General features: G+C 41.8%; 17 protein-coding genes. 5 read left to right on the forward strand and 12 right to left on the reverse strand.

Annotated features, from left to right (window positions below; translation table 11 throughout):
- Positions 1-228: 228 nt before the first annotated feature.
- On the forward strand, positions 229-2,334 hold the full coding sequence (gene ppk1 / locus OCU74_RS12355) for a polyphosphate kinase 1 (protein WP_087480020.1): 2,106 nt from the start codon (positions 229-231) through the stop codon (positions 2,332-2,334).
- Positions 2,315-3,820 carry an exopolyphosphatase gene (gene ppx / locus OCU74_RS12360; protein ID WP_087480021.1) on the forward strand — a complete coding sequence of 502 codons (1,506 nt, stop codon included), beginning with the start codon at positions 2,315-2,317 and terminating at the stop codon, positions 3,818-3,820. Before ppk1 ends, ppx begins: the two co-directional genes overlap by 20 nt.
- Positions 3,821-3,856: 36 nt before the next feature.
- On the opposite strand, the gene OCU74_RS12365 is transcribed toward ppx, so the two are convergent.
- The 3 genes from OCU74_RS12365 to phoB are packed head-to-tail and all read right to left on the reverse strand — an operon-like array spanning position 3,857 to position 6,845.
- Positions 3,857-4,774, reverse strand: coding sequence for a PstS family phosphate ABC transporter substrate-binding protein (locus OCU74_RS12365; protein WP_234993553.1), 918 nt, complete (start codon positions 4,772-4,774; stop codon positions 3,857-3,859).
- A gap of 38 nt (positions 4,775-4,812) precedes the next feature.
- Positions 4,813-6,114 carry a phosphate regulon sensor histidine kinase PhoR gene (gene phoR, locus OCU74_RS12370; protein WP_087480023.1) on the reverse strand — a complete coding sequence of 434 codons (1,302 nt, stop codon included), beginning with the start codon at positions 6,112-6,114 and terminating at the stop codon, positions 4,813-4,815.
- 41 nt (positions 6,115-6,155) lie between these two features.
- Positions 6,156-6,845 (reverse strand): phosphate regulon transcriptional regulator PhoB, encoded by a 690-nt coding sequence (gene phoB, locus OCU74_RS12375; protein ID WP_087480024.1) that lies wholly within the window; start codon positions 6,843-6,845, stop codon positions 6,156-6,158.
- A 293-nt stretch (positions 6,846-7,138) separates the two neighbouring features.
- Between phoB and rdgC the strand changes: the two genes are divergently transcribed.
- From rdgC to OCU74_RS12390, 3 genes are all read left to right on the forward strand, one after another.
- Positions 7,139-8,050, forward strand: a complete 912-nt coding sequence (gene rdgC / locus OCU74_RS12380) for a recombination-associated protein RdgC (protein ID WP_087480025.1) — start codon at positions 7,139-7,141, stop codon at positions 8,048-8,050.
- Between the two features lie 251 nt (positions 8,051-8,301).
- Positions 8,302-9,702 carry a prephenate-dependent tRNA uridine(34) hydroxylase TrhP gene (gene trhP / locus OCU74_RS12385; RefSeq protein ID WP_087480026.1) on the forward strand — a complete coding sequence of 467 codons (1,401 nt, stop codon included), beginning with the start codon at positions 8,302-8,304 and terminating at the stop codon, positions 9,700-9,702.
- Between the two features lies 1 nt (position 9,703).
- Positions 9,704-9,961, forward strand: a complete 258-nt coding sequence (locus tag OCU74_RS12390; RefSeq protein ID WP_087480027.1) for a YfhL family 4Fe-4S dicluster ferredoxin — start codon at positions 9,704-9,706, stop codon at positions 9,959-9,961.
- A gap of 90 nt (positions 9,962-10,051) precedes the next feature.
- Here OCU74_RS12390 and nfsA read toward each other — a convergent pair whose 3' ends face one another.
- The 9 genes from nfsA to OCU74_RS12435 all read right to left on the reverse strand — a co-directional run bounded on the left by nfsA (position 10,052) and on the right by OCU74_RS12435 (position 20,723).
- Positions 10,052-10,774: an oxygen-insensitive NADPH nitroreductase gene (nfsA, locus tag OCU74_RS12395; RefSeq protein ID WP_087480136.1), complete on the reverse strand. Its 723-nt coding sequence runs from the start codon at positions 10,772-10,774 to the stop codon at positions 10,052-10,054.
- A 23-nt stretch (positions 10,775-10,797) separates the two neighbouring features.
- Entirely contained in the window at positions 10,798-11,130 is a 333-nt protein-coding gene (locus tag OCU74_RS12400; RefSeq protein WP_087480028.1) for a DUF1904 domain-containing protein, read from the reverse strand.
- Between the two features lie 94 nt (positions 11,131-11,224).
- Positions 11,225-11,533, reverse strand: a complete 309-nt coding sequence (locus OCU74_RS12405) for a PTS lactose/cellobiose transporter subunit IIA (RefSeq protein WP_087480029.1) — start codon at positions 11,531-11,533, stop codon at positions 11,225-11,227.
- A 513-nt stretch (positions 11,534-12,046) separates the two neighbouring features.
- Positions 12,047-12,352 (reverse strand): PTS sugar transporter subunit IIB, encoded by a 306-nt coding sequence (locus OCU74_RS12410; RefSeq protein ID WP_087480030.1) that lies wholly within the window; start codon positions 12,350-12,352, stop codon positions 12,047-12,049.
- Between the two features lie 343 nt (positions 12,353-12,695).
- Positions 12,696-13,652 carry an alpha/beta hydrolase gene (locus tag OCU74_RS12415; protein ID WP_234993544.1) on the reverse strand — a complete coding sequence of 319 codons (957 nt, stop codon included), beginning with the start codon at positions 13,650-13,652 and terminating at the stop codon, positions 12,696-12,698.
- Positions 13,653-13,730: 78 nt separating this feature from the next.
- Positions 13,731-15,014: a carbohydrate porin gene (locus tag OCU74_RS12420; RefSeq protein WP_087480031.1), complete on the reverse strand. Its 1,284-nt coding sequence runs from the start codon at positions 15,012-15,014 to the stop codon at positions 13,731-13,733.
- 740 nt (positions 15,015-15,754) lie between these two features.
- A complete protein-coding gene (locus OCU74_RS12425) occupies positions 15,755-16,699 on the reverse strand; it encodes an AraC family transcriptional regulator (RefSeq protein WP_087480032.1) in 945 nt (314 codons plus the stop codon).
- 3 nt (positions 16,700-16,702) lie between these two features.
- Positions 16,703-19,432, reverse strand: coding sequence for a family 78 glycoside hydrolase catalytic domain (locus OCU74_RS12430; protein WP_200807672.1), 2,730 nt, complete (start codon positions 19,430-19,432; stop codon positions 16,703-16,705).
- On the reverse strand, positions 19,392-20,723 hold the full coding sequence (locus OCU74_RS12435) for a PTS sugar transporter subunit IIC (protein WP_087480139.1): 1,332 nt from the start codon (positions 20,721-20,723) through the stop codon (positions 19,392-19,394). Before OCU74_RS12435 ends, OCU74_RS12430 begins: the two co-directional genes overlap by 41 nt.
- Positions 20,724-20,834 lie beyond the last annotated feature (111 nt).

Genomic DNA, 20,834 nt, shown 5'->3' on the forward strand with positions numbered 1-20,834 from the left:
CAGAAGAAATGCTGCCCTGCTCATACTGAGATGAACGGAAGTCTTATATACTGAAATAAAAATGTAACACAAAACACATAACTTTCTTTTTTATTACTGATAGTTATGTCTGTTTGGTAGATAGTTCCGAAATCAGGTTCAGATCACCATCAACGACAAACTGTCATTCTAAATATCGCACTATAAAAACCCCTGTCCATTCCGGGATTTCATGAAAGGTCTGAACGCATGAGTGCTGAGAAGTTATATATAGAAAAAGAATTAAGCTGGTTATCTTTTAATGAGCGGGTTCTCCAGGAAGCTGCTGACAAGTCTGTGCCTCTCATTGAACGGATACGTTTTCTGGGTATTTTTTCCAATAATCTGGATGAGTTCTACAAAGTCCGTTTCGCCGATGTCAAACGACGTATTCTGATTGATCGGGAACACGGTGGTAACAGTAGTTATAAACACCTGCTCTCCAAGATGCAAAGCAAGGCACTCAAACTCAATCTGGAATTTGAAGAGCTTTACAACGAGCTAATCAAAGAAATGGCCCGGCGTCGAATCTTCTTAGTCAATGAATCCCAACTGGATGAATTTCAGGAGAAATGGGTCAAAAAATATTTCAGAAATGAAGTCATCCAGCACATTACTCCCTGGCTGCTTAACGATGAAGCCGATATGCTGCAATTCCTGAAAGATGAATACGCCTATATTGCAGTCGAACTGAAACAAAATGACCATTCTCACTACGCCCTGATTGAGATTCCGACTGACCATTTACCACGGTTTATCATGGTACCGGAACAGAAAGGGAAACAACGCAAAACAATTATTCTGCTGGACAACATTATCCGTTACTGTCTGGATGATATTTTCCGGGGTTTCTTTGAGTATGACGAACTGAATGGTTATGCCATTAAAATGACCCGTGATGCCGAATATGACCTGAGTCATGAAGTGGAACATAGTCTGCTTGAACAGATGTCCGAAGGGCTGAGTCAGCGCTTAACAGCAATGCCGGTTCGCTTTGTCTATGAAAATGCCATGCCCGTTGCGATGTTGCAGTTTCTGTGTGATAAGCTCAAAATTTCCAATTATGATAGCCTGCTCCCCGGAGGCAGATACCATAATTTCAAAGACTTTATTTCTTTCCCGAATGTGGGCCGGGACTATCTGGAAAATAAACCGCTACCGCCAATGAAATGCGCTGATTTTTCTGGTTTTGCCAACAATTTCGATGCCATCAAACAACAGGATATTCTGCTCTACTATCCCTATCACACCTTTGAACATATTACCGAACTGGTCAGACAGGCTTCATTCGATCCCAAAGTGCTGAGTATCAAAATCAATATTTACCGGGTTGCCAAAGATTCAAAACTGATGCACTCCCTCATTCATGCGGTAATGAATGGCAAGCAAGTCACCGTTGTTGTTGAACTACAGGCCCGTTTCGATGAAGAAGCGAATATCGAGTGGTCGAGAATCCTGACTGAAGCAGGAGTGCATGTCATCTTCGGTGCTCCGGGACTGAAAATCCATTCCAAACTATTGCTCATCAGTCGCAAAGAAGATGAAGAAATTGTCCGTTATGCACATATCGGCACCGGAAACTTTCACGAAAAAACAGCCCGGATCTATACCGATTTCTCGTTGTTAACTGCCGACCCGGAAATCACCAATGAAGTGCGTAGTGTATTCGGCTATATCGAAAACCCATACCGGCCGGTAAAATTCAGACATCTGATCGTCTCGCCCAGAAACTCTCGTTCCCGCCTGTATGAATTGTTAGATAATGAAATCGCCAATGCCAGAGCCAACAGAAAGGCAGCCATTACTCTGAAAGTGAATAATCTGGTTGACAGAGAATTATGTAACAAGCTTTATGAAGCCAGTTCTGCCGGGGTCGATATCAGGATGATCATTCGGGGAATGTGTTCTCTGGCTCCCGGAATTGAAGGGGTGAGTGAAAACATTCGTATCATCAGTATTGTTGACCGTTTCCTTGAACATCCACGGGTTATCATTACCCACAACGACGGAAATCCACTGGTTTATATTTCTTCCGCTGACTGGATGACCCGTAATATCGATCACCGGATCGAAGTTGCTACTCCAATCCGTGACGAACGCCTGAAAAAGCGTATTATCGATCTGATCAATATTCATTTTACCGATACGGTCAAAGCTCGTTGGATAGACAAAGAGATGAGCAACCGATATGTTAGCCGTGGTAACAGAAAGAAAATACGTTCGCAGATTGCGATTTATGACTACCTGAAAAATGTCGAAAAGCAGACACGAAAGCAGAAGGCGATAGAAGTAAAGGATGATGAAAACACCCGCTGAACCACGGCATATTGCCGCAATTGATTTAGGTTCAAATAGTTTCCACATGGTTGTGGCACAGGTCGTCGATCAGGACCTCCAGCTCGTCAGCCGCCATAAGCAGCGTGTCCGGCTGGCCTCCGGGCTGGATGAGAACAAAAAGCTCAATGCTGAGGCAATTGAACGAGGGCTGGATTGTCTGGCGATGTTTGCCGAAAGGATTCAGGGATATTCACCTGAAAATGTCCGTATTGCCGCAACCCACACGTTGCGTCAGGCAACCAATGCCCAGAAATTTATTGAAAAAGCACGGGCAGTTCTTCCCTACCCGATTGAAATTATTCCCGGAATGGAAGAAGGCCGCTTAATCTATCTTGGCGTTGCGCACACTCAGCCTCAGTCCGATTCAATGCTCGTTGTCGATATTGGTGGCGGTAGTACGGAAATGGTTATCGGTCACGGATTTGAGGCGCAGCTCGTCAACAGTCTTCAGATGGGATGTGTCAGCTATAACCATCGATTCTTCGCTCAGGGAAAACTGTCCAAAAAACGCTTTGCTCAGGCATTCCTTGCTGCAGAGCAGAAACTGGAATCCGTTGCCCGCCAGTACCGTAAAAAAGGCTGGCAAAGTGCCTTTGGTTCATCCGGCACCATAAAAGCAGTCCGGGAAGTTCTGGTGGGTATTGGCTACGAAGACGGCATTATAACCGCCACTCGTCTGGAAGCACTAATCGATAAACTCTGTGAAAAAAGTCAGGTTGATGAGCTGGAACTGAAAGGCCTCAATGATGAGAGAAAACCGGTTTTTGCCGCAGGTGTTGCCATTCTTTACGCCATTTTAAAAGATCTGAAAATCAAAGAGATGCATTTTTCACAAGGAGCATTACGTGAAGGACTGCTGTACGAGATGGAAGATCGGCTCAAATACTCGGATATCCGCCTGAGAACAACAGAAAGTCTGGCTCAGAAACACCGGGTCGATCTGGAACATGCAGCCAAAGTAAAAGGCCTCGCCCGGGAGCTATTTGATCAAGTCTGTGGCAAAGCCAGAATTCCGGCCCAGAATCATGAACTGGTTGATCTGCTGGAATGGGGCGCTCTGTTACATGAGGTTGGGCTCAGTATCAGTTTGCAGGGATATCATCGTCATTCGGAATATATCCTGCGCTATACCAATATGCCGGGATTTAACAGTGAACAGCAATTGGTGCTCTCCACTCTGGCCCGTTTTCAAAGAAAAGCGCTGAAACTGAATGAAATGCCGGATTTCACACTCTATAAGAAAAAGCAGGTGATCCAACTCATCCGCATCCTCAGACTGGCAATTGTACTCAACGGGCAGAGAAATGATGATCCTTTACCGCAGATTTTCCTAACCGTTCAGGATGATATATGGTCACTCACCAGCAACGATCCTGTATGGCTGGAAAACAATAAGCTGCTTCATGCCGACCTGACAACAGAGCAACAGTGTTGGGAAAATATCGGCTGGACCTTACTGTTTTAAAAACTATCCGGATTTAAAAACTATCCGGAGTAAAACTTACTCTAACCCTACTTTCGCCAGTTCTTGTCTGGCTATCTCGGGAGAAACCGGCACATATCCGTCTTTGGCGACCAGTGCCTGACCTTCCCGGGAGTAGATAAACCGGATAAATGCAGCCTCAACCGGTGTCAGTGCCCGCTCGGGGCTCTTATTAATATAGACATACAGATAACGGGATAACGGATAGTCTCCGGATAGAATATTATCCCGGTTTGGAAATACATAATTCTCTCCCCTGCGGGATATCGGAACTAGTCTGACGCCAGAAACTGAGTATCCGATGCCGGAATAACCAATCGCATTCATTGATGAAGCAACCGACTGAACCACCGATGCCGATCCCGGTTGCTCATTCACTCTGGGACTGAAATCTCCGCCGCACAGTGCATGGCTTTTGAAATAGCCATAAGTTCCCGAGACCGAATTACGGCCAAATAACAGAATCGCCCGTTGCGCCCAGTGAGATTTGATTCCCAATTGCGACCAGCTTGTCAGATGCCGGGGTTCACCACAACGTAACGTTGTTGAAAACATGGCATCGATCTGCTGAAAGCTCAGTCCCGGAACCGGGTTATCCTGCTGAACAAAAATACCAATCGCATCAATCGCAACCCGAAGCGCCGTCGGTTTATAGCCATATGCCTGTTCAAACGCTCCGACTTCCCGGTGCCGCATAGTCCGGCTCATCGGTCCCAACTGGGCCGTTCCCTGCGTCAGAGCAGGAGGTGCTGTCGAAGATCCGGACGCCTGAACCTGAATATTAATATTCGGATAGTAGGACTGAAACGCTTCAACCCATAAAGACATCACGCCAGCCAGTGTATCAGAACCGACCGAGAGTAAACTTCCGGAAACTCCAATCTGTTTCTCATATACAGGCAGAGATGCTGCCTGAAGAGAGAATCCGCTCCACATCCAGACAACACTGACCCACAGCCACCATTTCAAGCGAATCATGACTGCACGACCAGACGTTTAGGCAAGACAAAAGAAAACTTACTGCCAACCCCGACTTCACTGTGAATATCAAGATGTGAGTCATGGTGTGATAGTGCATGTTTGACGATTGCCAGCCCCAGGCCACTGCCGCCGGTATCACGGGAACGGGCCTTATCCACCCGGTAAAAACGTTCAGTCAGACGGTGTAGATGTTGTGGTGCAATCCCTTCACCAGAATCTTCAACTTCCAGACAGGCGCCCTGATAACCTGAAAACCAGCGTACATAAATATCTGCACCGGGTGGTGTATATTTCACCGCATTATAAACCAGATTAGAAACGGCACTCCGAAGCTGGTCTTCATCTCCCAGAACTTTCAGATCATGATCGATTTCGAAATGTAGCTGGTGCTGATTGTCACCACTGAGACTGATCGCTTCTTTCTCAAGCACCTGAAGCATTGCCGGGATATCAACAACATCTTCCAGCTCATGCATCGGGGCTGCTTCTATTTTGGACAAAGTCAGCAGTTGATTAACCAGACTATTCATCCGGGTCAGCTGTTCCGTCATTACCTGATGAGCTTTCCCCCACATCGGTCCTGACATCATATCCGGATCTTCCGTCATCTCCAGATAACCCTGTAACACAGTCATAGGAGTCCGGAGTTCATGAGAAACATTAGCAAAGAAGTTTCTCCGCATCCCTTCAAGCTGTTTCAACTGAGTCACATCTCGAACCACCAGCAAATGTTCCCCTTTGGTATAAGGAACAATCCGCAGTTCCAGCATCCGGTCAACATTCAGTGGCGAATGTATTTCCAGCGGCTCTGAAAAATCATTTTTTTCAAGATACTTAATAAAATCAGGTGCCCGCAGCAGATTTGATATGGGTTGCCCTTCATCCTCAGGCCAACGGAAACCCAGCAGATGCTGTGCCAAACGGTTACACCAAACAATATTGCCTTCATCACGGAATACAACAACACCATCCGGCAAAGATTCGGCACCATTACGGAAACGACGGATAAGATTGGTTAATTCTTTACGCTTTTTACGCTGGCGTTGCTGGAGATGGTAAATACCATTAAACAGATATTCCCACTGTCCTTTCCCGGACGGAGGTCCCAAACGGCGGTCATCCCACAACCAGGCCGAAAGACGAACCTGATTACCCAGATGCCAGAGCAGTTGAATGGCTGTTGCGATCAACAAAAGCCAGGGCATATACCCGAATATCCAGCCGATGATCAGCCAGGGAAAGTAAAAAAAAGCCAGCCCCCAAGCCAGCCTTTTCCAGGTTAGACGTTCGACCATCTCACTCCTCTGCTGTTCTTCAACAATACCGTAACCATCCGTTAGGCTTTGGTTGAAAAACGATATCCGGCACCACGGACGGTTTGAATCAGCTTATCATGTCCGGCATCTTCCAAAGCCTTACGCAAACGACGGATATGCACATCGACCGTTCGGTCTTCAACATATACATTCGTTCCCCAGACATTATTCAGCAACTGTTCCCGGCTATATACACGTTCCTGATGAGTCATAAAGAAATGCAACAACTTGAATTCTGTCGGCCCCATCTCAAGCGCTTGATCGTTTGCCGTTACCCGGTGAGAAACCGGATCCAGCTTCAGCCCCTGAACATCAATGACATCTTCCAGCGCTGTGGGTGTAACCCGGCGGATGACCGCTTTTAATCTGGCTACCAGCTCTTTAGGAGAGAATGGTTTGGTAATGTAGTCATCAGCACCGACTTCCAGTCCCCGCACCTTATCTTCTTCTTCTCCACGGGCAGTCAGCATCACAACCGGGATATTTCTCGTTAGCTCTTCCCGTTTCATGTGCTTGATAAAATTAATGCCGCTTCCGCCCGGAAGCATCCAGTCAAGTAGAACGAGATCTGGAAAAGGTTCTGCAAGTTTGTTTATTGCGGTGTCATAATCTTCTGCTTCAACCGCCTGATAACCTTTCTGTTCAAGAACAAAGCACAACATTTCTCTAATCGGTGCTTCATCCTCAACAACGAGAATCCTTCTTGACATATCAGATTAGCCTTTGTTTTTTATCAACGCTCAGCATTATTAAAAATAATTATGACACTTTTGTGACCTTTGAAAACAAATTTTCATATAACTTTCGTCTCAGATTCATAGTTATTCCGACTCACTTCTAAAGTATTTTGTAATGTTAGTTCATCAAATCTGGTGTCATACGATCAATTATCACGGAATCGATGCATTGGGTTAACCGGGTCCAGATATTTGAAAATCGTCAGGGACATTTACTGGCTTTTGCCCTATGATGTCCCGCTTGATTACGGGACAAGAGAAACTTTATGTGGTTTAAAAACTGTATGGTTTATCGTGTAAACCGCGATATCCGCTTCAATGCCGACCAATTAGAAAAACAACTTCATGAATTCCGCTTTACACCATGCGGCAGTCAGGATAAGCAAAAATTCGGCTGGACGAGTGTAATGGGTAAAGATGGCGATATGCTGACCCATGTTTCTGAAGACCGTATTCTTGTTTGTGCCAGAAAAGAAGAGAAAATCTTACCGGCATCGGTCATTCAGGATTCTCTTGCCAGCAAAGTCGAAGCACTTGAGGCAGAAGAAGGCCGTCCGGTTAAAAAGAAAGAAAAAGATACGCTGAAAGAAGATATTATCATTGATCTGCTTCCCCGGGCCTTTAGTAAAAGCCAGTACACTTATTTGCTGATTCTGCCTTCGCTGGGCCTGATCGTCGTTGATGCAGGCAGTTATAAAAAGGCAGAGGATGTGATTGCCCTCCTCCGTAAAACCATGGGAAGTCTTCCTGTCATTCCGGCTATTCCGGAGAATGCTGTGGAAACCACCATGACCGAATGGGTTCAGGGCGGGAATCTACCGGCAGGTTTTCAACTTCTGGATGAAGCGGAGTTAAAATCTTTGCTTGAAGACGGCGCGACTGTCCGCTGTAAAAAACAGGATTTAACCAGTGACGAAATCATGAGTCACATTGAAGCCAGTAAAGTTGTCACCAAACTGGGCCTGAGCTGGCAAGACAGAATCACTTTCATGCTTGCCGATGATGCCAGCCTGAAACGACTTCAATATAGTGATGAGCTAAAAGATCACAATGAAGATATTCCGCGGGAAGATCGGGCCGCTCGCTTCGATGCAGATTTCTCATTAATGTGTGGCGAACTCAGTGCCTTTCTGCCGAACCTGTTTGAAGCTCTGGGCGGTTTACCTGAAGCCGATTAATTTATTTGTTGTCAGAAGATGGTCTATCCATCTTCTGCTCCTCCAGCCCTAAAGCTCCTGAAATCACGTAATTCTGCGTTTCCTTCCCAAAATAAATAGCCAGAAAGCACATTAAACCCGTTATCCGGAAATGAGTGAGTGTATCCTGGAAACAAAGCTAGGATCACATCCGGTTTTGACGTAAAATTCGCCCCCTCCAATACCATCAGGTGGTGTTGGCCTGACTTGTGATCAGATTTGGAATAGAAGCAATGACAACAGAAAAACAATTTGTACCAGAACTCCTTTCTCCGGCGGGTAGCCTGAAAAATATGCGTTACGCTTTTGCATACGGCGCAGATGCGGTTTACGCAGGACAACCGCGCTACAGCTTGCGGGTCCGTAATAACGAATTCAATCATGAAAACCTGAAGATCGGGATTGATGAAGCCCATGCTCAGGGAAAACAGTTTTATGTGGTCTGTAATATTCAGCCCCACAACTCAAAACTGAAAACCTTTATCCGCGATCTGAAACCGGTCATCGATATGGGGCCGGATGCATTGATTATGTCCGATCCAGGATTAATCATGATGGTTCGGGAAGCTTTTCCTGACATGCCAATTCATCTATCGGTTCAGGCCAATGCCGTCAACTGGGCAACCGTAAAATTCTGGTCCACTCAAGGCGTTACAAGGGTCATACTTTCCCGGGAGCTGTCTTTAGAAGAAATTGAAGAAATCCGTGAAAAATGTCCGGAAACCGAGATCGAGATATTTGTCCATGGTGCGCTTTGTATGGCCTATTCCGGCCGTTGTCTGCTTTCCGGCTACATTAACAAACGCGACCCGAATCAGGGAACCTGTACCAATGCCTGCCGCTGGGAATACAAGGTAGAAAAAGGAACCGAAGATGCTGCCGGGCAGATTGTTGAACAATTCGATCCGAATACACCACAAGCGATAGAAGTTCAGGAAGAACGTCCGGAAAATACTATTGGTTTAGGTAAACCCAGTGACGATGTGGTATTGCTTTCTGAAAGCCATCGCCCGGATGAAAAAATGGCCGCTTTTGAAGATGAGCATGGTACTTATATCATGAACTCAAAAGATCTACGTGCCGTACAGCATGTTGAACGCCTGACGAAAATGGGAATCCATTCACTGAAAATCGAAGGCCGGACGAAGTCATTCTATTACTGCGCCCGTACGGCTCAGGTTTATCGTAAAGCAATTGATGACGCCGTTGCTGGTAAACCTTTTGATGAATCCCTCATGGGAACACTGGAAAGTCTGGCACACCGGGGTTATACCGAAGGTTTCCTGCGTCGCCATACTCACGATGCCTATCAGAACTATGATTACGGATATTCTGTTTCCGATAGCCAACAATTCGTCGGTGAGTTTACCGGTAAACGTCGTGGAGATCTGGCAGAAGTTGAAGTGAAAAACAAGTTCTGTCTCGGAGATAGTCTTGAACTCATGACCCCACAGGGCAATATCATCTTTACACTTGAAGCAATGGAAAACCGCAAAAGTGAAACCATTGACGATGCCAAAGGAAACGGACATTTTGTTTATATTCCTGTCCCTGAAGATGTCAGTCTGGATTATGCACTATTGATGCGTAATCTGAATGCCGGTCAGGATACCCGTAACCCAACAGGCAAGTAATATGGCACTACTGATCACCGGTAAATGTACCAATTGTGATATGTGTGAACCTGAGTGTCCGAATAATGCGATTTCATTTGGTGAACAATTTTACGAAATTGACCCGAATCTCTGTACAGAGTGCAAAGGCCATTATGATCAACCGACCTGTCAGTCGGTTTGTCCGATAACGAATTGCATTATTACCGATCCGGAACATATCGAAACCGAAGATGAGCTGTTGGAAAAATTCGTTATCATTCAGGGATTAACCAGATGAACGGATATTTATCCCTCAGGGTTACAATAAGTTAGATATCCGCCCAGTGAACATAAAAGTAAAAGCCCAATCCGACGATTGGGTTTTTCTTTATTTATTTGCCAAACCTTTACTGTTCAGATAATCACGGATATAAGGCCGCGATTCTTTACTCAGTTTTGTTGTTACTTGCTCCGACCATCCTTGTTGCTTCGTATTCGTAGAACGATGCTGATAGTAAGTCTGCATCGTCTGGTCATATTCGGTAATCAAAGTCTGATCCAGTGGCTGATAGCTATTTTCGTGCACAATAACTTTTGGGCTCAGGCGCGGTTTCAGTTGTGGATCCTGATCGGGATATCCCAGACACAAGCCAAACAGTACTGCTGTATATCGTGGTAATGCCAACAGTTCATCAACTTCTTTCGGAGAGTTACGCAATCCACCAATGTAAACGCCTCCCAGTCCCATTGACTCTGCGGCCAACAGACAATTCTGCGCCATAATTCCGGCATCTATAGCACCAATCAATGTCAGCTCGGTATAGTCTGGTTTTACTTCCGGGTTTAATGCAGCATGACGCTGATAATCAATACAGAAGACTAAAAACTCTGCGGCACTTGCCACATAAGGCTGATTCCCCGCCAACTGAGCCAAAGTTGCACGTTTATCCTGATCCGTTATCCGGATGACTGAAACTGCTTGTAACAGACTTGACGAAGATGCTGCAATACCTGAAGCAATAATCGTATCCATCTGCTCTGATGTAATCGGCTTTTCTTTAAAAGAGCGAATCGATCGATGCCCCTGAATAGTTTCAATTACAGAATTCATTTTATCTTTCACCATTTCCAGAATTAATAGTGCTGAGCATTATCATAGTAATGAGTGGGAGTCAGTGCGGTAAAAATAACTGCGACATCAATGTCTTCTCCAATTACTTCTCTTACCTGACGGGTAACCACCTGCGCGACCTGATCCTGAATATCCTGACCACGATCAAACCACAGAACCTCAACAAATGGATAGGCTTGAGATACTTCCCCTTCCTGAAAGAAGGTGGTGTAGATGTATTCGAATGTGAAATCTTCGCGGGGAGAGTTCATCGGTGACAAAAGCTCATCAACCAATGATTTAGAAAGAATCTGAACGGTCTGCGGTTCAACCGCACGAAAGCGAAAATGGGGCATGCTAACTTCCTCTTTTTCAGGGCATGATAGCATGCTTTCCTTAAAGCTGGTGAATGTTATGAATACTTCTCAACATCCACAGAGCTGCGGGCGATTATGCCTGTAGCTTGCGATGAATAGCAATTAACTCTTCAATCAGTTCACGTGCCAGCATTGAAGTCATAATATGATCCTGAGCATGAACCATGATGAGGTTGACAGGTACTTTTCCCTGACCTTCATCCATTCCGATTAACTCAGTTTGTACACCATGGGCGCGCTTAGCCGCTTCGGTAGATTGCTCCAACAAACGGTCAACTTCTTCCCATTGCCCTTGCTTTGCACTTGCCAGTGCTTGCATTGCCAGACTTTTTGATTCACCAGCATTGATGATCAATTCCATAACTGTTGATTCGAGATCCATAATATTACTCCAGGTAATGATACTCAAATAGCTATAAGAGGTAGTTTCAGTACAACAAACCAACGCAGCAACAAGACTGAGATTTGAGTCATAATCGCTCTGTGGCAAATATCATTCACGATAGTCCGGAGCATAGTGAGCTCGTTCCGCGAGAGTTTTCTTAAAGTTACTTGAGTATATCTTTTTATCATGAACAAAATCTGATCAAAGTAGCACCAGATTTAATCAACCTGATTAAATTGTTACTTGTTTATCATTCCGGTAGCGCTGATACTTACCCAAAGCATACCTAAATTTGTCCATTACTACTTTTACAATATATAATAAACACCAAACTTAGTTTTAATATATTGCTACTATAAAAAATTCACTATATTTAATTTCACCAAACACACATGAAATATATATGAGACAAAATTAATTTTCGTGAAATATAATGTTCATCTATCAACTTATAGATGAACACATAAATTCGTCACCTGAATACCAGGTTAATTAAGTATGAAAAGATGATTACTTCAACATTGCCAATGCATTGGTCAATATTTTATCACCGTTCATCATTCCGTAATCCATTTGATTAATAACATCAATTGGCTTACCTACACTATCGGCTTTCGCTTTGAAATCATTAAGTTTATATTTGATCTGAGGACCGAGCAGAAAACAATCATACTTGTCGAGATTGGCATCGAACTCATCAAGACCAACTGCATTTACCTCAACCTCAATATTTTTACTGGCTGCCGCTTGTTGCATTTTCTTAACGACCATACTAGTAGACATTCCTGCAGCACAGCATAGTAAGATTTTAGCCATTGTTTTTACCTCTGTTCATGTATCCAAATTTGAATGTAATACTTCTTTTATGTCGATATAGTACACCAATGCTGTAACCGGTTACAGCTAACGATCGAATTATCGCTAAATAATGTGAATACCCTCATATAATAGAAATAAACAATCTTTAAAAAATATCAAACTGGTAACATTTTAACGGTTATCGTAATAAAAGAACATCAATTCAAGTAAGAACAATCTGATTGGCAATACGTAGCCATAAAGACTGAAACATATTACCAACCAGACAATCACGACATTTATAGAGTTAAGTTTAAACTTCAGAATTATAAATTAAACAGCACTCTATAATTCATGTCACTTATTTTAATTTTTCATCCAGGAATTTAATCACAATATCCATAATTTCTGGTTGGTACCACAAGAAACCTGCATGATCAGCACCTTTCACGGCATAAGCTGTCGACTCAATTCCTTTATTGAGTAATGCCTTATGCAGCATTGTTGACTGACTTGGTGAGACGACATTATCTGCATCACCATACATGATCAGGAACGGCGGGGTATTCTTTGAAATGTAAGTGATCGGATTGGCCTTTTTAGCCTTTTCAAGATCACTCAGGATAGAACCTCCACCCTGCCATGGAATCCCATTAACCATCATCGCTTCAGGAATCGCCGGAGACTTATGCGCTTCTTTGATTTCATCAGAGAAATCATCACCAACTTTGGTTAAATCAGAAAGTCCGTAAAAATCAACTGCGGCCTGAACGTCACTGCTTTGATCAAGATACGGCCCCTTATCAAAGTCTTTCATCCCATTAGTCGTTGCCGCAATTGCAGCAAGATAACCACCGGCAGACTCGCCCATGACTGCAATTCGGGTTGGATCAATACCATATTTTTTCGCATTGGCTCTCAGGTATCTGATTGAAGTTTTAACATCTTCCAGAATACCAGGGAAAGTCACCATCGGTACAACTCTGTAATTAATACTAGCAACAACATAACCTGCTCTTGCCATATCAACCCGCTGACCGATAAATTTGGTTTTTGGTGCATCCATAAAACCACCACCGGTGACAAATACCACGGCCGGAAGAGGTTTTGGTGAATATGGCTGAATCACATCCATCGATAACTGAATCGGACGTCCCATAATGTTATACGTTTGATCGTAAACAATATCAGATGTCATACGAATTGGGGGAACAGTCATCTTTACGTCTAACTTGATGCTATCAGCCGGACCGGCTGATGCTGTCGCAGAACCGACCAGCAAGGCAGATAACATCAAAACATGTTTCATTTTTATCATGTCAAAACTCCATTTAATATGAATTATACTTATAAGAAATAAATATCATATCAGGAAAAATTCTAAACTGCGATGTGATTAGAACCAGACTTCCATACGATAACCGAAGCGCCATTCAGATTTTTCATTCAGGAATGTGAGTTCTTCATCACCACCAACATAAGCAACCGTTACGTCAATTTTTGGTGCAACCCATGGCAGAGATTTAAGCTGAACTGCTGGACCCATGGCCAATTTATAGGATGTTCCGTCAACACCATCGTTACCATCTTTATTCCAGGTCCGGTTAACGATCGCTTCATACTGCATTGACAGATTTTCAGTTAAGGTTTGTCCGACAGTAATCCCTGCGAAAATACCGGTTTCGTCAGCATTGCCATAATCACCAATACCACCAAATCCACCATCATTTACATGGGTTGTTCTTTTGTCAGTATTTTCTCTGTATGATTTTTCCAGAATCAATGCAGGTCTGATATTAAAACCTTCAATACCCATGATTATTCCGTAGGCAGAAAGTCTGGCAGAAATATCACCATCTTCGCTCAATGCACTAATCCGGCTGGTATTCAGATACTGAGCAATCACCCCTTTACCGACCTGAGCTTCTAGTGTCAAATCACCATCTAAGCCCATAAAGGAATCATATTTATATTTACCAAACACACTCAACGCTTGCTGAGTATCATTGTGGAAACTCTCTAACTCTTTCAGATAAGTCGCACCAAATTCAGCTTTACCGACTCTATATGCTAAATCCAAAATTTCTCTTGAACCTTCAATAGCCTGAACTGGTTGATTATTAACATCGCCACTAAAACCTGCATAGTCGATCTGACTTGTACCAATAGAAATATCAAAATTTTTACTGTTATAACCAATACCAGCATCAATATTTACTTCTTTAATGTTGTAAGCAAACACCTGAACTCGATCACTAAAGTAGCGGCGCCCCGCCCAGATATTGGAATCTTCAGGCAGGAAAGACAAACCACCTAAACGGGCATAGTTCTGGCTTGCTTCAACATCTTTGTTACCATAACCAACCAATTCAAAGGTGAAGTCTGCCCACTGCCCTTCTTCATAGATATCTTCCCAGCGTTTATTCAGAGACACAGCAGTCCAGTAATCATGCCAGTATGTGTTCCCCAAGTCGCCCATTTTCCCGCGAGGATCTTGGTTTGGCCCGGTTGGATCCATATGTAGCGCCAAGTTTTTAGGTTTACCTGCTTCTTTTCTGAAATTCGAAGCCACCATAGAATAACCATGGAACTGGACACTATCATCAGCAAAAGCTGGGGCTGATATAGTAGGTAGTGATACAGCAGCAGAAATTGCTAAAGCTAAACTCAATTTCTTCATTGTTAATACTCCACTTTAGTTAAATTCGTCACGTTATAATTAGTTTGTTTCTACTTCCGGCAAAGAAATAGAGAACTAACAAGATATAGTGGAAATGACATAACTTTATTTTTAAATTAATCGCTATGCAGTAAAAGCAAACAATATGTCCTAAAATGTTGACCTAATTAAATATGAACCCAATGGAACAACAATCTAAGAAAAGTTAGATGATATTTATCATTAACTCCCTTCAGAAAATTCAATTAGACATTTGTCGAGCGAAAAGAATATATAATATTATTTTGCTTTAATTCAATGTTATTCACTATGTCTATAGTGCCAGTATAAGCCTATTCTCCGTGATTTTTATATCGAATGTTGCACAATTTATTGTCGATTATTGCACTGAAAAACATATGCAACTACAGTTATATGAATTTAGATAGCCAATATGCCCCCCAGGAATCCATAAACCATAATCATCTGATTTTAAATCATTTTTTATTTACTCAGAGAATTCACTATCTATCATAGTCCTGGATTGATCTCACGATTTTTATTGACCCGATAATGGAAGGTGCAACACTAGTGCAATCCTTCAAGGCAAATAAAGGAACATAAAGGAACATAAAACAATGTGTCTGATTAACTAGGGGATAAGGATATAATGAATTGAAATAACTTGAATCTTTATGGAAAATCACACTTATAAACTAAGTAGCTATCGGATGTACTAAAAACAGATAATGTAGCTAGAACTATTTGGCATGATCCCTGAAATACTTCAAACTTACGTTATATTTATCTCTGAACACCTTATAAAAGTGGGAGGCATTCTCATAACCGGTCATATTAATGACTTCCATAATAGAATAATCGGTATTTTTTAACAGATAGATCACTCTCTCCATACGCTTTTCTAGTAAAAGTTCACTGAAAGTTTTACCGGTAAAGTTTTTGAGTAATCGACTGATTCTATAATTTGGTTGATTCAGCTGATTTGATATTTCTTTAAGACTGGCATCCTGATAATTATCTTCGATATACTTTAATACCATAATGGCCAGAGAATCATTGTAGTTCACACTGACATAGTAATCACTCGAGTCAATATTACATAGTAATTCAGTAATCAGAAGTCCGACCAAGAAGTGAACTTTAATTTGTTTGATCAAATTATCGCCATATATTTCACAAATAATTTTCTCAACCAACTCTTGTATACACTGATTATCACCAACTTTGAAATGGATATGCTCTCCATGTCTTTTCTTGCCATTGATAGAGGCAAGTATAAATTCAGTAATCAGATTTTCACTATCAAATAAAGATATAAGACGCCCAAAGAATTCTGGTTCTATAATAAAGTTAATAATAATATCTTCATCGGATGCAGCTTCTATTTCATGCGTAGCAAACTGATTAAGCAATAAGATTTCGCCTTGATTTTGCACGATATCTTTACCATTTACATTTTGCCGCATCTTTCCCTGATACACATACACAAGTTCAATATATTCATGTGAATGTAAAGGGACTTCAATAAATCGAGTTTGCTTCTCAATAAAGATATATTCATCTTTAAAAAATTGACGCTCTACACGTTTTTTAAAGACATGATTAAATGTCGAATTCTGGCTTAAGAGCTTCAGTTCTCTGTCGGTGTACGCAAGCAGCTGATTATGAACTTGGGCGTCTAACATATCTTACCTTACATCAATCATTTCCTCTTGCGGTAGTACAACAGTATTCAATTTTATGTTCAACTCTCCAGTGTCAATTATGTCGACATAAACATGTTTTTTCTCAACATGAACTACATTCATATGCCGGACAGAATCTTCATATGCTCGATCAATAATCAACATACAACGCTTCAGGTTAAATGGAACTTTAATATACAGTTCAATTAACTCATTGTTTCTGGACCAGTTACACGTCACCACTCCCTGAGGTGTCTCATAACTACAATCAACAAAATCAATACTGGTATCAAAATACGGCTTAATGTTAATTATGTCAGAACCGCAAGAATCATCACAAATTTCTATGCCTCCGAGCCCTTTATAAAACCATGAAGCATAAGAACTGAACATCGCATGATTACAAGAGCCATTCTTATTTTCTCCGAAAAACTCTTTTAATGCTAAATTGTTATCTCGCAGCATGTGTCTGATACCATCTTCATGGTATAGCCACTGATACAAAATATGATTTAAGTCATATTTTCTGAATAGTTCATAAGCAAAGCTCTGCCCAAATATCCCTGATGTTATTTCAAAATTATTTGACTCAATCAAGTTCACCAAAGCATCAATCAGATATCCTGGCTCATCTTCCAGCGCAAAGTAAATCGCAAAAATATAACTTGTCTGAGTACGATCAGCATAGCTCCCATCATCATTTCGATATCGGTTGATTATCTCTTGTTTTAAAGAATCAGCCTTCTGAGAGTAAGCTAGCCACTTGTCATTAAGGCCAAGTTTCTTCGAAAAGTCAGAAATCAGAAGAAAGTGGAAATAGTGAAAACATGTTGCTGTAAAATTAATTGCCGGAGAACTTTTCTTAAAGTTTTTAGGGTTAGCATCCTTACTTCCCCAGTCACCCAAACAAAAATCACAAATCAGCTCTGGATCAAGACTACTCAAATGCTCAATTTGCTTCTCCAGAAATGGGTATACATTTCTGATAAGTTCCAGATTGCCATAGTACTGGTAATGAATTTTTAACAGATACGGAACAACTAACTGCCATCCTAAAGGACCGGCACCATCTCCGGTACCATTAGTTTTGATCCCCATGAAAGGTGCTGTTTCCGGCATACCACCATTCGGACGCATATCGTTAATGAAGTCGCCGATAGTTTTTTCATAGAGCTTTGCTGTATTAAACATGAAGACTTGCGATGTAGCCAAGGCTACCATGTCACCACCATAGGCTAAGCGCTCTCTGGCACAGTCTTCAAATACAGCATGAATATTATTCAGCTTGGTATTTTTAGCAACATCATGCAATTCATTCAGGAAACTATCAGAGCATCGAAAATATCCGACTGGGTTCAGCTCAGTATGCACACAGATGGCTTCAAGTTCCTGGATATGCTCAATATCAATTCCCTTCAGCTCGACATACCGGAAAGAATGATAGGTAAATTTATTGGTAAACCTGAGGGTTCCATCTCGGCAAATACAACGATCTCTCTGTTCTGCCAATTCAGGTGCTCCAGCACCACCAGGGACAGTAAAATCATCCGCAACCTGCTTACCAACAAAGCCAGCCAATGTTGAGGCAGTATTTAAGGTTTTATCTTCATTGATCTCTTCACTGTACAGAAAATCAATCACCTGATTTTCATGCCCCATAAAGCTAATATCGATAAAACCGCTGATTACTTCACCAAAATCAACAACAATTTTACCATCCTCAGCAGGAATAACTTCAACTGGTTTAACAACACGATTTTGGGTAACTTTTTCTATATAACTGGGTTTAAGGACGCCTTTTGGTCCTTCGACTTTCATCGCATTTGTCCATGAAGTATCATGAAAATCAATCATATCACTTTCATGTTTATGCAAACGAAAATCTAAAACCTCACCCAGATAGATATTGTTAAACAAGTATGGTCCTTCAGCAACAAGCCAGGATTCATCCGTCGGAATGGTTTCCCATTCCGTACCGGTTTGAATAACAATATCAGCTAACAATTTAGGCTCGCCAATCGTCAACACATTCCGTAAATTATATTTACCAAACAGAGTTAACGGAGCAGGGTTATACCACCCATTACCTAGTTCAACGAAGAGATCATTTTCACCAGGTTTTAAAAATGGCTGAATATCGAATGTGTCATAAAAGATGGTCTTGTCGTAATTCGTCCAATCGTTATTTAGTTCGTATCTGGAAACTTTTTCGCCATTGATATATAGGTTGTAGTACCCAAGACCAACAAGGTGAATATAAGCCTTGTTGATCTCATCAGCTATATATATTTTTTTCCTGATAACTGTATTTCTTGACTCTTGATAAAAATCAACCTCATCCTGAAGTGCTTTACCATTAGAAATCCAGCAACCTTCAAACTCTCCAAAATTTCCAGTGACAAAAGAATTAACCAATTTTTGTTCTTCACCTGAATCACCATAGAGATGGACTTCAGTAACATATTCGGTACTCTTCTCAAGTTGAATATCACTAATGATACAACTATTATCACTCCCAGAGTTATCTTTAGAGAAAACAACTTGACCATCTTTTATTACATATACAACATAACGACATTGCTTAAAATTAGCATACCAACTCACATTGATAGGTGTTTGATCGACAACAATTGATCTCCCACTATCATTTATCTTTAATTCACTATCGCTCATAACTAACTCGCGGTTGTATTTATTTAACAGAGTCACCATCTGCTGTTGCGAATTCAGCATTTTCTAACTCTTGATTTTGTTCTTCTTCTGTTTTTTCTTCAGCAACAGCGATTCTGTCTGCAACCTTGAAGAAGAAGTACCAACCTGCAAATCTTACAAATAACGAAATAAACTGGAATGCGGCTATTTTCCAACTACCCTGCATGAAACCAGACACAATAATTGGCATACCTGCTGGTGTAGCAACCCCGGCAACAGCAGGCAAGACACCAGCAACCGTCAGATAGTAAGCAGCACCAAGTGTCACACTATTTAGCAGGATATAAGGAATTGCCAGAGCAAAGTTCATGACCAATGGAACACCATAAGCCATTGGCTCACCAATCGTAAAGATAGCCGGAGCAAATGACAATTTACCCAAAGTTCTGAAACGTTGGCTTTTCGCAATAAATGCCAGCATAAATGCAAGTGGCAACAAGTCACCCGCGGTATATGTCATGAAGAATGCAAAACCAGTAATATTTGGAGTCGCAGCACCTGATGAGTATGCAGCCAACTGTGCCGCATCCATCGCAAACCAGATAGGAGCAACAATACCGAGGGTAATCGCATGACCATGCAAACCAAAGAACCAAAGTGTTTGAGCGATGATTGATACAAGAATAACTGAACCAATACCGGACCCAAGAGATGTCAGAGGTGCCTGGATAATTTCGTAAATGATACTATGAATACTGCCTAAACCATTCATTGTGATGGTAGCTGAAATTACAGTAAACATAGATAGAATAACGATACCGGGAATCAGTGAAGAAAATGATTTTGATATAAACTCAGGAACACTGTCCGGCATACGAATAATCAGCCCTTTCTTCGTTATTGCAACAAAAATCCTTGTTGAAATAATAGCGACTAATATACCCGTAAATAACCCCATCGATCCCAGCCATTGATTAGGAATACTAAAGGCCTGCCCTAGTGGGCCCATCTCACCCAATGTGTATGGTGTCAGAATAAAGAAGGAGATCATCGATATCAGACCAGCCGTAAAGCCGTCAATATCAAAACTTTTTGCCAAAGTATAAGACACCGAGAATGTAACAATAACTGCTAGGAAATTGTTGGTAAAATTAATTGGAATATCAAAGAATTGTACTAGATTGTGCAACTCTAAGAATTCTTGATATGAGGCTACTGGAAATACTTTTAATAAAGTAGCAATAGAGCTCATGATTGTCGCAGGCAAAACAAGCATCATACCGCGCATTATTGCTTGTAAGTACCTGTTCTGGCCTATTTTCTGCATTAACTCCAGCATCTTTTCTTGTGCCACGTTTAGATTAAGTTCCATAAATATACGACCCATATAATATTTAATAGATAATTTCTTATTTCAAATAATTGAATAAAAAACCAACTAATTGAATCCTTAAGATCCCCTGCATCTGATGCTGTAAGATCT

Origin of the sequence: Vibrio mangrovi (genome assembly GCF_024346955.1) — a bacterium.
In the GTDB taxonomy this organism is placed as follows: domain Bacteria; phylum Pseudomonadota; class Gammaproteobacteria; order Enterobacterales; family Vibrionaceae; genus Vibrio; species Vibrio mangrovi.

Bases quoted from the DNA above. Each gene is read 5' to 3' on its own strand.
- trhP (WP_087480026.1), top strand. From the start codon at position 8,302: ATGACAACAGAAAAACAATTTGTACCAGAACTCCTTTCTCCGGCGGGT.
- OCU74_RS12365 (WP_234993553.1), bottom strand. From the start codon at position 4,774: ATGTGGAGCGGATTCTCTCTTCAGGCAGCATCTCTGCCTGTATATGAG.
- OCU74_RS12425 (WP_087480032.1), bottom strand. From the start codon at position 16,699: ATGTTAGACGCCCAAGTTCATAATCAGCTGCTTGCGTACACCGACAGA.
- nfsA (WP_087480136.1), bottom strand. From the start codon at position 10,774: ATGAATTCTGTAATTGAAACTATTCAGGGGCATCGATCGATTCGCTCT.
- ppk1 (WP_087480020.1), top strand. From the start codon at position 229: ATGAGTGCTGAGAAGTTATATATAGAAAAAGAATTAAGCTGGTTATCT.
- ppx (WP_087480021.1), top strand. From the start codon at position 2,315: ATGATGAAAACACCCGCTGAACCACGGCATATTGCCGCAATTGATTTA.
- OCU74_RS12420 (WP_087480031.1), bottom strand. From the start codon at position 15,014: ATGAAGAAATTGAGTTTAGCTTTAGCAATTTCTGCTGCTGTATCACTA.
- OCU74_RS12410 (WP_087480030.1), bottom strand. From the start codon at position 12,352: ATGGCTAAAATCTTACTATGCTGTGCTGCAGGAATGTCTACTAGTATG.
- OCU74_RS12435 (WP_087480139.1), bottom strand. From the start codon at position 20,723: ATGGAACTTAATCTAAACGTGGCACAAGAAAAGATGCTGGAGTTAATG.
- phoR (WP_087480023.1), bottom strand. From the start codon at position 6,114: ATGGTCGAACGTCTAACCTGGAAAAGGCTGGCTTGGGGGCTGGCTTTT.
- OCU74_RS12400 (WP_087480028.1), bottom strand. From the start codon at position 11,130: ATGCCCCATTTTCGCTTTCGTGCGGTTGAACCGCAGACCGTTCAGATT.
- OCU74_RS12405 (WP_087480029.1), bottom strand. From the start codon at position 11,533: ATGGATCTCGAATCAACAGTTATGGAATTGATCATCAATGCTGGTGAA.
- OCU74_RS12430 (WP_200807672.1), bottom strand. From the start codon at position 19,432: ATGCTGAATTCGCAACAGCAGATGGTGACTCTGTTAAATAAATACAAC.
- OCU74_RS12415 (WP_234993544.1), bottom strand. From the start codon at position 13,652: ATGATAAAAATGAAACATGTTTTGATGTTATCTGCCTTGCTGGTCGGT.
- OCU74_RS12390 (WP_087480027.1), top strand. From the start codon at position 9,704: ATGGCACTACTGATCACCGGTAAATGTACCAATTGTGATATGTGTGAA.
- phoB (WP_087480024.1), bottom strand. From the start codon at position 6,845: ATGTCAAGAAGGATTCTCGTTGTTGAGGATGAAGCACCGATTAGAGAA.
- rdgC (WP_087480025.1), top strand. From the start codon at position 7,139: ATGTGGTTTAAAAACTGTATGGTTTATCGTGTAAACCGCGATATCCGC.